Origin of the sequence: Saccharopolyspora oryzae (assembly GCF_027853915.1) — a bacterium.
In the GTDB taxonomy this organism is placed as follows: Bacteria; Actinomycetota; Actinomycetes; order Mycobacteriales; family Pseudonocardiaceae; genus Saccharopolyspora; species Saccharopolyspora oryzae.
The window spans coordinates 14,782-27,861 of record NZ_JAQGLA010000055.1; the positions used below are offsets into that span (position 1 = coordinate 14,782).

General features: G+C 70.0%; 10 protein-coding genes. 2 read left to right on the forward strand and 8 right to left on the reverse strand.

Annotated elements, in window-relative coordinates:
* Positions 1 to 148: 148 nt before the first annotated feature.
* The 6 genes from OU415_RS25910 to OU415_RS25935 form a co-directional block, all read right to left on the reverse strand.
* Positions 149 to 1,408 (reverse strand): dihydrolipoamide acetyltransferase family protein, encoded by a 1,260-nt coding sequence (locus OU415_RS25910; protein WP_270951828.1) that lies wholly within the window; start codon positions 1,406 to 1,408, stop codon positions 149 to 151.
* 24 nt (positions 1,409 to 1,432) lie between these two features.
* Positions 1,433 to 2,428: an alpha-ketoacid dehydrogenase subunit beta gene (locus OU415_RS25915; protein WP_270951829.1), complete on the reverse strand. Its 996-nt coding sequence runs from the start codon at positions 2,426 to 2,428 to the stop codon at positions 1,433 to 1,435.
* Positions 2,429 to 2,565: 137 nt separating this feature from the next.
* The gene (gene pdhA / locus OU415_RS25920) at positions 2,566 to 3,672 is read right to left on the reverse strand and encodes a pyruvate dehydrogenase (acetyl-transferring) E1 component subunit alpha (protein ID WP_270951830.1); all 1,107 of its coding nucleotides are present in this window, start codon (positions 3,670 to 3,672) and stop codon (positions 2,566 to 2,568) included.
* A 223-nt stretch (positions 3,673 to 3,895) separates the two neighbouring features.
* Entirely contained in the window at positions 3,896 to 5,356 is a 1,461-nt protein-coding gene (gene lpdA, locus OU415_RS25925; protein WP_270951831.1) for a dihydrolipoyl dehydrogenase, read from the reverse strand.
* A 375-nt stretch (positions 5,357 to 5,731) separates the two neighbouring features.
* Positions 5,732 to 6,934, reverse strand: coding sequence for a M20 metallopeptidase family protein (locus OU415_RS25930; protein ID WP_270951832.1), 1,203 nt, complete (start codon positions 6,932 to 6,934; stop codon positions 5,732 to 5,734).
* A 43-nt stretch (positions 6,935 to 6,977) separates the two neighbouring features.
* Positions 6,978 to 8,252, reverse strand: coding sequence for an MFS transporter (locus tag OU415_RS25935; RefSeq protein ID WP_270951833.1), 1,275 nt, complete (start codon positions 8,250 to 8,252; stop codon positions 6,978 to 6,980).
* Positions 8,253 to 8,355: 103 nt separating this feature from the next.
* Between OU415_RS25935 and OU415_RS25940 the strand changes: the two genes are divergently transcribed.
* Complete coding sequence (locus tag OU415_RS25940; RefSeq protein WP_270951835.1) at positions 8,356 to 9,405, forward strand: Lrp/AsnC family transcriptional regulator; 1,050 nt, start codon at positions 8,356 to 8,358, stop codon at positions 9,403 to 9,405.
* A gap of 34 nt (positions 9,406 to 9,439) precedes the next feature.
* Here OU415_RS25940 and OU415_RS25945 read toward each other — a convergent pair whose 3' ends face one another.
* Complete coding sequence (locus OU415_RS25945) at positions 9,440 to 10,642, reverse strand: M20 metallopeptidase family protein (protein ID WP_270951836.1); 1,203 nt, start codon at positions 10,640 to 10,642, stop codon at positions 9,440 to 9,442.
* A 17-nt stretch (positions 10,643 to 10,659) separates the two neighbouring features.
* Positions 10,660 to 11,928, reverse strand: coding sequence for an MFS transporter (locus tag OU415_RS25950; protein WP_270951837.1), 1,269 nt, complete (start codon positions 11,926 to 11,928; stop codon positions 10,660 to 10,662).
* Between the two features lie 105 nt (positions 11,929 to 12,033).
* Here OU415_RS25950 and OU415_RS25955 point away from each other — a divergent pair, with 105 nt between their 5' ends.
* On the forward strand, positions 12,034 to 13,077 hold the full coding sequence (locus OU415_RS25955; protein ID WP_270951838.1) for an Lrp/AsnC family transcriptional regulator: 1,044 nt from the start codon (positions 12,034 to 12,036) through the stop codon (positions 13,075 to 13,077).
* The last annotated feature ends 3 nt before the right edge of the window (positions 13,078 to 13,080 follow it).

A 13,080-nucleotide genomic window follows, 5' to 3' on the forward strand; every position in this document is an offset into this window, starting at 1 on the left:
GGCGAGAAATGCAACCCAGTTGGCGGTACACGCCGAGAATGGCGAATTGATAGCCCCACACGCGGACCTGCAGAGCCGCCAGGGCATGAAAAAGGCCCCTTCCGCGAGAGTCGGGGTCTTCGCGGAAGGGGCCTTGGTCACTCGGTGATCAGGCGATGATGCGGATCGGGTCCTCGAGCAGCGCGGTCAGCTGCTGGAGGAAGGCCGCACCGACTGCGCCGTCCACCGCGCGGTGGTCCGCCGACAGGGTCACGCGCAGGATCTTGCGGGCCACGAACTCGCCGTCGCGGACCTGCACCTCGTCGCGGGCCGCGCCGACCGCCAGGATCGCCGCCTCCGGCGGGTTGATCACCGCGCTGAACTGCTCGATGCCGAACATGCCCAGGTTGGAGATCGAGAAGGTGCCGCCGGACATCTCGTCCAGCTTCAGCTTGCCCTCGCGGGCGCGCCCGGCCAGCTCGCGGCTCTCCTTGGCGATCTCGGAGACGCTCTTGCGGTCGGCGTCCTTGACCACCGGCACCACCAGACCGCCCTCGATCGCCACCGCGACGCCGAGGTTGATCCGCTTGTGCTGCAGCAGCTTGTCGCCGCCGAACGAGACGTTCACCGACGGGTTGGCGCGCAGCGCGGTGGCCACGGCCTTGACGACCAGGTCGTTGACGCTGACCTTCGGGCCGCCGGCGGCCTGCAGCCGCTCGTTGAGGTTGCCGCGGAACGACATCAGCTCGGTGACGTCGATGGCGCTGGTCAGGTAGAAGTGCGGCGCCTGCTGCTTGCTCTCCGTCAGGCGCTTGGCGCTCACCTTCTGGATCTTGTTGAGCGGGATCTCCTCGACGTCCTCGCTCGCCGCGACGACCGGGGCGGCCGGGGCAGCAGCGGGGGCGGCGGCCGGAGCGCTCGGGGCGGCAGCAGCGGCGGCCTCGATGTCGGCGCGGATGATCCGGCCACCGGGGCCGGTGCCCTGCACCGTGGCGAGGTCGACGCCCTTCTCCTTGGCGACCGCCTTGGCCAGCGGCGACGCCTTCGGCTTGGTGCCCGGCTCGGCGGGCGCAGCCGGGGCGGCGGCCGGAGCAGCCGCAGCGGGCTCGGCGGCCGAGGCCGGGGCCTCTTCAGCCGCGGGAGCCGGAGCGGCGGCCGGGGCCGGGGCGGAAGCCGCTTCCGCCGCAGCGCCGGAGCCGTCGCCGAGGCCCGCGATCGGGGTGCCGATCGGCACCGTCGCGCCCTCGTCGACGAGGATCTTCTCCAGCACCCCGTCGTCGTAGGCCTCCAGCTCCATGAGGGCCTTGTCGGTCTCGATCTCCGCGACCACCTCGCCGCGGCTGACCTTGTCGCCGACGCTCTTGCGCCAGCTCGAGATCACGCCCTCCTCCATGGTGTCGGAGAGCCTCGGCATCTGAATCTCAGTCATCGTCTTCCTCGGGTGAGACAGGCCTCAGCGGCGACGGCCGACGGCGTCCAGCGTCTGGTGGATCGCAGTCGTCAGGGACTCGGCGGACGGGAGCGCGGCGCGCTCCAGCGGCTTGGCGTACGGCAGCGGCACCTCCGCCGCCGCGACCCGGCGCACCGGGGCGTCGAGGTAGTCGAACGCACCGTCCGAGATGGACGCGGCGATCTCCGCGCCGATGCCGTAGGTCAGCCAGTCGTCCTCCGCGACGACGGCGCAGCCGGTCTTGCGCACGGAGTCCACAATGGTCTGCCGGTCCAGCGGCCGCAAGCTGCGCAGGTCCACGACCTCGGCGTTGATGCCCTCCTCGGCGTGCAGCTTCTCGGCGACCTGCTGGGCCACCAGCGCCATCCGGGAGTAGCCGATGATGGTGATGTCGGTGCCCTCGCGGGTCACCTTCGCCTTGCCGATCTCGGCCGGCTCGACGACGTCGGGAACCTCGCCCTTGGTGTTGTAGAGCGCCAGGTTCTCCAGGAACAGCACCGGGTCGTTGTCGCGCATCGAGGCCAGCAGCAGCGCCTTGGCGTCGGCGGGCGTGCTCGGCGCGACGACCTTCAGGCCCGGCACGAAGGCGTAGTACAGCTCGATGTTCTGCGAGTGGGTGGCGCCCAGCTGCTGGCCGCCGCCGCCCGGCGTGCGCAGGACCATCGGCACGGAGGTCTGGCCGCCGAACATGCCGTAGATCTTGGCCGCGTGGTTGACGATCTGGTCCAGCGCGACCAGCGAGAAGTTGATCGTCATCAGTTCGACGACCGGGCGCAGGCCCAGCATGGCCGCACCGACCGCGGCACCGACGAAGCCCTCCTCGGCGATCGGGGTGTCGCGCACCCGCTTCTCGCCGAACTCCTTGAGCAGACCAGCGGTGATCTTGTAGGAGCCCTCGAAGACCCCGATTTCCTCGCCGATGAGGAAGACGTCCTCATCGCGCAGCATTTCCTCGCGAAGCGTGTCGTGCAACGCTTGGCGGTACGTGATGACGGCCAAGGGTGTTTCTCCTGGAAAAGAGCAATGGGAGCCGTGAGTGTTTTGAGCTGCGATAGCAGCCCAAAACACTCACGGATCAAGTGGCGGGGTGTCGCAAATACCGCGACGAGAACTTTCGCGGAAAACCCGGAAGGGCGTCAGAAGACCGGGTCGGCGGGAAGCCGTCGCGAATCGTTGGCCACCGGGGTGGCGTAGGTGTAGTCGAACAGCGTCGACGGGTCCGGGTGCGGGCTGTCGTCGGCGAACGCGACCGCAGCGTCGGCCTCGGCCTGCGCCTTGCGCTCGATCTCCACGGCGGCGTCCTCGTCCAGGACACCGGCCTCGATCAGCTCGGCGCGGAAGGCGGCGACCGGGTCGGCCTCCTTGGCCTTCTCGACCGCTTCCTCGCTGCGGTACTTGGCCGGGTCGACCACCGAGTGGCCCTTCAGCCGCTCGCTGACGCACTCCAGCAGGGCGGGGCCGCCGCCGTTGCGGGCCTGCTCGACCAGGCGGGTGGCCGCTTCGCGGACCGCCAGCGGGTCGTTGCCGTCCACCCGCTCACCGTGCATCTTGTACGCCGAGGCGCGCTTGAACAGCTCCGGCTCCGCGGAGGACTTGTCGACCGTGGTGCCCATGCCGAGGTGGTTGTTGATCACCACGAAGACCACCGGCAGGTTCCACAGCGCGGCGATGTTCAGCGCCTCGTGGAACGCACCGATGTTGGTGGTGCCGTCGCCCATCTGGCACATCACGACCTGGTCGCCGCCGCGGTAGTCGATGGCCAGCGCGGCACCGGTGGCCAGCGGGATCTGGCCGCCGACGATGCCGTAGCCGCCGAGCAGCCCGGCCTCCACGTCGAACATGTGCATCGAGCCGCCCCAGCCCTTGGAGGTGCCGGTGGTGCGGCCGTACAGCTCGGCCATCACGCGGCCGGGCTCGATGCCCTTGGCCAGCGCGTAGCCGTGCTCGCGGTAGTTGGTGAACAGCAGGTCGGACTTGCGCAGGGAGCGCATCAGGCCGACGACGGTCGCTTCCTCACCGAGGTTGAGGTGGCAGTACCCGCCGATCTTGGCCTGGGTGTAGCCCTGGGCCGCGCGCTCCTCGAAGCGGCGGATCAGGGTCATCTCGTGGAAGTAGTCCTGGAGCAGCTCCGGCGACTCCCCGGCGAAGCGTCCGCCGCCGGAGCCGCGTACCGCACCGCCGCTGCGCCGCGACTTGGCGGTGCTGCGGGTGGCCGGCTTGCTGCGCGTGGCTGTCGTTGCCATCACAGTCCCCTTTTCGATCGACTGTATTCAGAAGCGGCGGTAGCCGCTTGCGGTGCGGGGCTGCTCACCGGCACCGCCGCGGGTTCTCAGACGTCGTCTCGCGAGGACAGCTCCGACGTGGTGAATTGGCATTCATGATGTCGGGGCTCCCGGAGTGAGACGGCGTCTGAGGTTCCGCTACTGGCACCGCTACGCAGGCCGCTTCTGGAGTTCGATTCCGTGGTCAGCGCTTCTTCGGCGGGGCGACGTGGACCGGCAGGCCGAGGGCGGCCATGGCCGCCTCCATGCCGATCTCGCCCAGGGTCGGGTGCGCGTGGATGGTCTCGGCGAGCTCGTCGAGGGTGGCCTCCAGGGCCATCGCCAGCGCGCCTTCGGTGATCAGGTCGCTGGCGGAGTGCCCGATGATGTGCACGCCCAGGACCTCGCCGTACTTCTTGCCGGCGACGATCTTCATGAAGCCCTCGGTGTCGCCGTAGCTCTGGGCGCGGCCCAGCGCGGCGAACGGGAACTTCGCGGCGACGACGTCGTGCCCGGCGTCCTTGGCCTGCGCCTCGGTGAGGCCGACGCTGGCGATCTCCGGGTGGGTGAAGGTCGCCGCCGGGATGACGTTGTAGTCGATCGCGGCGTGCTGCCCGGCGATCGTCTCGGCCGCCACGATGCCCTGGTGGGACGCGACGTGCGCGAGCAGCGCCTTGCCGGTGACGTCGCCGATCGCGTAGACGTGCTCGACGTTGGTGCGCAGCTTCTCGTCGACCTCGATGAAACCGCGCTGGCTGGTGGCGACGCCGGTCTTGTCCAGGTCGAGGCTGGCGGTGTTGGGCTTGCGGCCCACGCCGACCAGCACCACGTCGGCGTCGATCTGCTGCGGCTTGGCACCGTCCACAGTGACCTTCAGGCCGTCGGCGGCCTGGTCGACGCGGGAGACGGTGGCCTCGGTGAGGACCTTGATGCCGCGCTTGGTGAACGAGCGGCCCAGGGCCTTGCCGACCTCGGCGTCCTCGGCGGGCACCAGGGTCTTCTGCATCTCGATGATGCTGACCTCGCTGCCGAGGGTGGCGAACAGCGTCGCCCACTCGGCGCCGACCGCGCTGCCGCCGATGATGGCGATGCGCTTGGGCACCTCGGTCAGGCCGAAGGCGCCGTCGGAGGTGATCACGCCGGGCAGGTCCGCGCCGGGCAGCGGCAGCTGCACGGGGACCGAGCCGGTGGCGATGATGATGTCGCGGGCCTTGACCTGCTCGATCGGCTTGGCGCCGGTCGGCTCGGCGGCGTAGCGCGGGCCCTCGGCGCCCAGCGGCGACTCACCGGTGGCGTAGACGTCCACCGCGGTCGGGCCGGTGAACCGGGCGTGGCCGTTGATGACGGTGACGCCGTTGGCCTTGAGCAGGCCGGCGACGCCGTCGGTGAGGCCCTTGACGACGCTGCTCTTGCGACGTCGGACGGCGTCGTAGTCGACGCTCACGTTCTCGACGTTGATCCCGAAGTCGGCAGCGTGCAGCACGGTCTCGTAAACCTCGGCCGAACGCAGCATCGCCTTGGTCGGGATGCAGCCCCAGTTCAAGCAGACCCCGCCGGGCCGCTCCTTTTCCACCACACCGACCGAGAGGCCGCGCTGCGCGGCCCGGATCGCGGCGACGTACCCACCGGGGCCGCCACCCACCACGAGAAGGTCGAACTCCTGCACTTCGCTGTGCTCCTTTGAACGCACGCGCCGGTTACCGAAAGCCCGGATCGAGCGGGCAATTCTTACTCAGAGTGTCGTGAGGACGACCACTTCTCCGCTATGCCCGCTCGCCCAGACTTCTTCTGGCGCCACTGTGCACACCGCACATTCCCCAGCGTGACGCACACAACATGTAACGCGGACACTACCGTCCGTGGCTGAGATCGCCATCACGCGCCCCACCGAGCCTCAGGCGTGAAACCCCAGGAGCCGGGTCGACCCCGCGCAGACCCGGCTCCCGATGTACCGAAAAGTCGTATTCGCCCGGTTGTCTCCGCCGCACAGCAAAACGCCCTCCCCGCAGCACCGCCGCGAGGAGGACGTCCGGGTCAGCGCTCAGGCCGGCTGCTCCTGGCGCTGCACCGCGAGGGCCGCGTAAGCCGCTGCTCCGTCGGCCAGGACCTCGTCGTCGAAGACCGCTTGCGGCGAGTGGTTGTCCGGGGCCCGGGCCGGGTCCCGGTCCGGCGGGCAGGCGCCGAGGGAGATCATCGCGCCGGGGACCTCCTCGAGCACCCGGGAGAAGTCCTCCGAGGCGCTGATCGGCTTCGGGGCGGTGGCGAAGCGGTGCTCGCCGTGCAGTTCGCGCACGGCATCGGCGACGAACTCCGCCTCCGACTCGTCGTTGACCGTCACCGGGTACTGCTCGACGAACTCCGCCCGCACCTCGGCCCCGTGCGCCGCCGCGATGCCCCGGCACACCTGCACCGCGCCGTCCGCGACGACCGCCTGCGCTCGGCGGGAGAAGCAGCGGACGGTTGCGGCGAAGGTGACCTCGTCGGGGATCACGTTGTCCCGGGTCCCGGCGTGGATGGTGCCGACGGTCAGCACCACCGGGTCGAAGACGTCGAAGCGCCGGGTGACGAAAGTCTGCAGGGCCAACACCATTTCGCACGCCACCGGCACCGGGTCCAGCGCGCGGAACGGCGCGGAACCGTGCCCGCCGCGCCCGCGGACGGTCACCTCCAGCCGGTTCGCGGCCGAGAGCATCGGGCCGCCCTTCGTGGTGAACAGACCTCGCTCCAGCCCGGAGATCACGTGCAGGGCGTAGGCCGCGTCGGGTTTGCGCCCCGAGACCGACAGCAGACCTTCGTCGAGCATGCGACCCGCGCCGTCGTAGCCCTCCTCTCCCGGCTGGAACATGAACACCACGTCCCCGTCGAGCTGATCCCGCCGCGGCGCGAGCAGTTTCGCCGCGCCCAGCAGCATCGTCGCGTGCAGGTCGTGCCCGCAGGCGTGCATCCGCCCGTTGCCTGCCGCGAAGTCGAGCCCGGTCTCCTCCGCCACCGGCAACGCGTCCATGTCCCCGCGCAGCAGCACGGTCGGGCCCGGGCGGGAACCGCGGAGCACCGCCGTCACCGAGCTGATCTCCGCGCCGGTGCCCACCTCCAGCCCGAGACCGTCCAATTCGGACACGACCCGTTCCTGGGTGCGCGGGAGTTCCAGCCCCAGCTCCGGATTCCGGTGCAGATCGCGGCGGATCCGCACCAGGTCCGGGTGCAGCGCACGAGCGTCGTCCAGCAGCGTCAGCAAAGCGATCATCGTCGAGTTCTTCTCCGAATCCTGGTGGGAATTGCGCAGCGGCTCAGCCGCGCTTGAACACCCACGTGCCCAGCAAGGTGATGACCGCGGTACCGGCCGCGACCCACGGCACGGCGGTCAGACTTCCCAGCGCCGCAAGGCCTTCCGCGAGGAGCGGGAAGGTGCCGCCGAACAGCGCGATCGCGAGCGTGAACGGCACGCCCATCGCCACGACCCGCACCGCGACCGGGAAGACCTCGCTGTACATCACGTTCGCCACGGCGGTGGTCGGCGCGACGCCGAGGACCAGGTAGCAGGTCGCCACCGCCCACATCGGCAGCCAGCCCTGGGCGAGCGCGGTCATCAGCGGCACCGTGCCCACCGCCAGCGCCAGCGCGCCGACCCGGAACACCCGCATACCGCCGAACCGGTCCGCGAGCAGGCCGGACACCGCCATCGCGGCGATCAGCGCGAGCAGGGCCGGGACCATCTCCAGGTTCGTCGCCACGGAGTGCTCGACCCCGACCTGCGCGGCGTACTCCGGCAGGTACACCGTGCCGTAGTAGACGCCGACCGTCGTACCGGTGGTCATCAGGAACACCGCGAGCATGTTCCGCAGGTGCTCGCGCACCTTCGGCCGCGGTTCCTCGACCTGCTTCTCGCTCTCGAACTCCTCGCTCTCGGCCGCCGAGCTGCGCACCCAGAACGCGAGGACCCCGAACACGGCCGCGACGACGAAACCGATCCGCCAGCCGCCGTCGGTGACACCCTGCTCACCCATCACCGCCATCAGCGCACCGACCACGACGAAGCACACGATGTTGCCGATGAACGCGCCGGTGTAGGACAGGCTGCTGTAGAGGAACCGGCGGTTCTCCGGCGCGGTTTCGGTGATGTAGGCCGCGACGCTGGGGTTCTCGCCACCCATCGCGATGCCCTGGAGCGCGCGCAGCAGCACCAGCAGGACCGGGGCCGCGACCCCGATGGTCGCCGCGGTCGGCAGCACCGCGATCAGCAGGCTGCCGAGGCAGATCGTGGCCATGCTGATGACCAGCGCGAACCGCCGGCCGCGCGCGTCGGCGATGCGGCCGAGCAGGTAACTGCCCAGCGGCCGGACCACGAAGCCCACCGCGAAACCCGCGTACGCCGAGAGCAGCTTGGTCAGCCCGTCCTCGCCGGCGAACATCTGCGATGCGAAGAACGGCGCCAGGATCGCGTAGATCGTCCAGTCGAACGACTCGACGATGCCACCCACTGCACCCGCTATCAGCTCGCGACGTCCCTTCATCGAGACCGCCGCTCTCCCTGGCCGCGCTGCCAGGGCTCCATCGACCTGCACCAACACTCACCTCCGAGGTGTGTTCGTGCGCAGCAGACTGCGAGCCGATGTCGTGCACCGAAAGGAACCTGCGCAACAATGCAGGAAAAAGCACGAGAGCTGGATGCACATGCAGGAAAACACGCTGGACGAGCTGGACCGCTCGGTCCTGCACGCGCTGCAGATCTCGCCGCGCGCGTCGTGGACCGAGGTCGGCAAGGTGCTCGGGGTGGATGCGGTCACCGTGGCGCGGCGCTGGGAACGGCTGCGCAGCACCGGCCGGGCCTGGACGACCTGCTACCCGGGCGTCCGCCTGATCGAGACCAGCTTCAACGCCTACGTCGAGATCGACGCGCAGCCGGGACGCGCGATGGACGTGGCGCGAGCGCTGGCGAGCTACCCGCAGGTGGTGACCGTCGAGCAGCTGGCCGGCGGCCGGGACCTGCTGGCGATGGCACTGGTGCAGGACCTCGGCGCGCTGTCCGAGCTGGTCACCGAGCGCATCGCCGCGCTGCCCGGGGTCGCCCGCACCCGCGCCGCGCTGGGCACCCGGGTGTTCTCCGAGGGCTCCCGGTGGCGGCTGCGCAGCCTCACCCCGGCGCAGCAGCGGCAGCTGGCCCGCCCGGCGGCCGACCCGCCGCGCGGCGAGCTCGACGAGCACGACCACCGGCTGATCACCGCGCTGTCCCGGGACGCCCGGGCCCCCGCCGTCGAGCTGGCGCAGGAGGTCGGGTTGAGCGCGCCGAACGTCCGACGCCGCATCGCAGGGCTGGTGCACCGCGGTGACGCCGTGCTGCGCTGCGAGATCGCGCGCGGGCTCACCGAGTGGCCGATCGCGGCGACCCTCTGGGCCAGCGTCCCGCCCGGGGACATCGACAAGGTCGCGCAGGGCTTGAGCGCGCTGCCCGAGCTGCGGATGTGCTCATCGATCACCGGTCCGCACAACCTGCTGTTCACGCTGTGGCTCAAGTCGGTGGCCGACCTGCCCCGGCTGGAAACCCTGCTGGCCGACCGGCTCCCCCAGCTCCACCTGGTGGACCGGGCGGTGAACCTGCGCATGGTGAAGCTGATGGGTCAACTCCTCGACGACCGCGGCTGCGCAAAAGGCCCCGTCCCGATCAACCCGTGGCTGCCGCCGAAGGAACCAGCGGAACCGCACACCGCTGGGTCGTGAGCGGCGATCCGCTTTCACCGCTCACGACCACCGGTCAGCGCTGCTGCTGGCGTTGCACTGCCAGGGCTGCGTACGCGGCGGCTCCATCGCCGAGCACCGCGTCGTCGAAGACCGCCCGCGGCGAGTGGTTGTTGGGCGCCGTCTCCGCATCGAGATCCTCCGGGCAAGCACCGAGGGCGACCATCGCCCCCGGCACTTCCTCGAGGACCCGGGAGAAGTCCTCGGAACCGGCGACCGGGTTGGGGGCCGTGGCGAAGCTCTGCTCGCCGTGCAGCTCGCGCAGGGTGTCCGCGACGAACGACGTCTCAGCTCCGTCGTTGACCGTCACCGGGTACAGCTCGATGAACTCCGCGTCCAGTTCGGCCCCGTGCGCTGCCGCGATGCCCTCGCACACCTGGATCGAGCCGTCCTTGACCACGGCCAGGGCCTGCGGCGAGAAGCAGCGCACGGTGGCGGCGAAGGTGACCTCGTCGGGGATGACGTTCTCCTGCGTACCGCCGTGGATCATGCCGACGGTCAGCACCACCGGGTCGAAGATATCGAAGCGGCGGGTCACGAACGCTTGCAGCGCGGTGACCATCTCGCACGCCACCGGCACCGGATCCACCGCCCGGAACGGCGCGGAACCGTGCCCGCCACGCCCTCGCACCGTCACCCGCAACCGGTTCGACGCGGACAGCATCGGACCGCTGCGAGTCGTGAACATCCCTCGCGGGATCCACGCCGACATCACGTGCAGGGCGTAGGCCGCATCGGGCTTGCGGCCGGCTGCCGACAGCAGGCCTTCGTCCAGCATGCGTCCCGCGCCGTCATAACCCTCTTCGCCCGGCTGGAACATGAACACCACGTCACCGGCGAGCTGATCCCGGCGCGGTGCCAGCAACTTCGCCGCGCCCAGCAGCATCGTCGTGTGCAAGTCGTGCCCGCAGGCGTGCATCCGACCGTTCTCCGCGGCGAAGTCGACACCGGACCGCTCCGCCACCGGAAGGGCGTCCATGTCCCCGCGCAACAGCACCGTCGGACCGGATCCGCCGCCGCGCAGCACCGCCGTGACCGAACTGATCTCCGCGCCGGTGCTCACCTCCAGCCCGAGACCGTCCAATTCGGACAGCACGCGTTCCTGGGTGCGCGGCAGCTCCAGTCCCAGTTCCGGAATCCGGTGCAGATCACGTCGAGTCCGCACCAGGTCCGGGTGCAACGACCGCGCATCGTCCAACAGCGTCGACAACGAAGTCATGACCATCCGTTCCTCGATCAGTTCTCATCAACCTTGAACACCGCGGTGCCCACCAGCGACACCACGGCGAGACCCGCAGCCACCCACGGCACCGCGGAGAGCTGCCCGACCGCGCCCAAACCCTGTGCGAGCATCGGGAAAGTGCCGCCGAACAACGCCACGCCGAGGGTGAACGGCACTCCCATGCCCACGACTCGCACCTCGACCGGGAATCCGGTCGAGAGCAGCACGTTGCCCAGCGCGATGGTCGGCGCGACTCCGAACACCAGGTAGAGGGTCGTCACCGCCCACACCGGGAGCCAGCCGTGCGCGAGGGCCGTCATCAAAGGCACCGTGCACAGCGCCAGCAGCCCCATGCCGATCCGGAACACCCGCATGCCGCCGATGCGATCCGCCAGCACGCCGAACGCCGCCATCGCCGCGATCAGCAGGAGCAGGCTGGGGATCATGCTCAGGTTCGAACTCGCAGCGCGGGTGGCGCCGAGCTGGGCCGCGTACTCCGGCATGTAGGTCGTGCCGAAGTAGAAGCCGACCGTCGTGCCGGTGGTGATCAGGAAGACCGCGACCATGTTCCGCAGGTGCCCGGACAGCTTCGTCCGCCGCACTTCGCGCCTGCTGGTCCGGAACTCCTCGCTCTCGTCCGCCGCGCTGCGCACCCAGAACGCCAGCACCCCGAGCACGGCCGCGATGCCGAAACCGATCCGCCAACCGCCGTCGACGACGCCCTGCTCGCCCAGCACGACCAGCAGCACACCGACCACCGCGAAGCAGAGGACGTTGCCGATGACCACGCCGCAGTAGGACAAGCCGCTGAACAGGAACCGGCGGTTCGGTGGCGCTGTCTCGGTGATGTAGGCGGCGACGCTGGGGGCTTCACCGCCCATCGCGACGCCCTGCAGCGCCCGCAGCACCACCAGCAGGACCGGTGCTGCCGCCCCGATCGTCGCCGCCGTCGGCAGCACGGCGATCAGCAGGCTGCCCAGGCAGATCGTGATCATGCTGACGATCAGCGCGAACCGGCGACCGCGGGCGTCGGCCACCCGGCCCAGCAGGTAGCTGCCCAGCGGACGGACCACGAAGCTCACCGCGAACCCCGCGTAAGCCGCCAGCAGCTTGGTCAGCTCGTCCTCGCCCGAGAACATCTGCGTGGCGAAGTACGGCGCCAGCACCGCGTAGACCGTCCAGTCGAACGACTCGACCACTCCGCCGACCGTTCCGGCGAGCAGTTCTCGACGCCCCTTCTTCGCCACCGGGCGCGCCACCAGGGCGTTGTCCACCTGCGCCACATCCACCTCCGAGGTGCTTTGGTGCGCAGCAGCGTGCGCGCTGATGCTGGTGAAGAGAAGGAATGTGGGAGATAGTGCATGGAAACGTCTTGAAAGCGGCTGTTCATGCATGACTCTTCACTCGCCCTGGACGAGCTGGACCGCTCGATCCTGCACGCGCTGCAGATCTCGCCCCGCACCTCGTGGGCGGAGGTGGGCCGGGTGCTCGGCGTTGACGCGGCGACCGTCGGCCGGCGCTGGGAACGGCTGCACACCAACGGCAGCGCGTGGACGACCTGCTACCCGGGGACGAGACTGGCGGACTCGATCTGCATGGCCTTCATCGAGATCGACGTCCAGGCCGGACAGCAGATGTCGGTGGCCCGAACGCTGGCGACCTACCCGCAGGTGATCACAGTCGAGCACATGGCGGGCGGCCGGGACCTGCTGATCACCGTGATGATCCGGAACCTCGGCGCGCTGTCGGAGCTGGTGTCCGGACGCATCTCACCGCTGCCCGGGGTGGTCCGCACCCGGGCCGCGCTGGGCACCCGGGTGTTCGCCGAAGGCTCCCGGTGGCGACTGCGCAGCCTCACCCCCGCCCAGCAGCGGCAACTGGCCCGGCCGACCACCGATCAGCCGACCCGGGCCGATCTCGACGAGCACGACCGGCGGCTGGTCACGGCGCTGTCCCACGACGCCCGTGCCTCGGCGGTCGAGTTGTCGGAGCAGGTCGGCTTGAGCACGCCGAACGTGCGCCGCCGCGTGACGCGCATGGTGCACAACGGCGACATCTCCCTGCGCTGCGAGATCGCGCGCGTGCTCACCGAGTGGCCGGTGTCCGCCAGTCTCTGGGCCAGCGTCGCTCCCGGTCAGCTGGACAAGGTCGTGCAAGGGCTGCGCGCCCTGCCCGAGATCCGCCTGTGCGCCTCGGTGACCGGCCCGCAGAACCTGCTGTTCACGGTGTGGCTGCGCTCGATCGCGGACGTGGCCCGGCTGGAAGCCCTGCTCGGCGAGAAGATCCCCGAACTCCAGCTCGCCGACCGGGCGGTGGCCCTGCGCCAGGTGAAGCTGATGGGACGTCTCTTCGACGAGGAGGGCTACGCCGCGGACACAATCCCGATCAACCCGTGGCTACCACCGGCGGAACTCCCCCGACCCGACGCCTAGTCC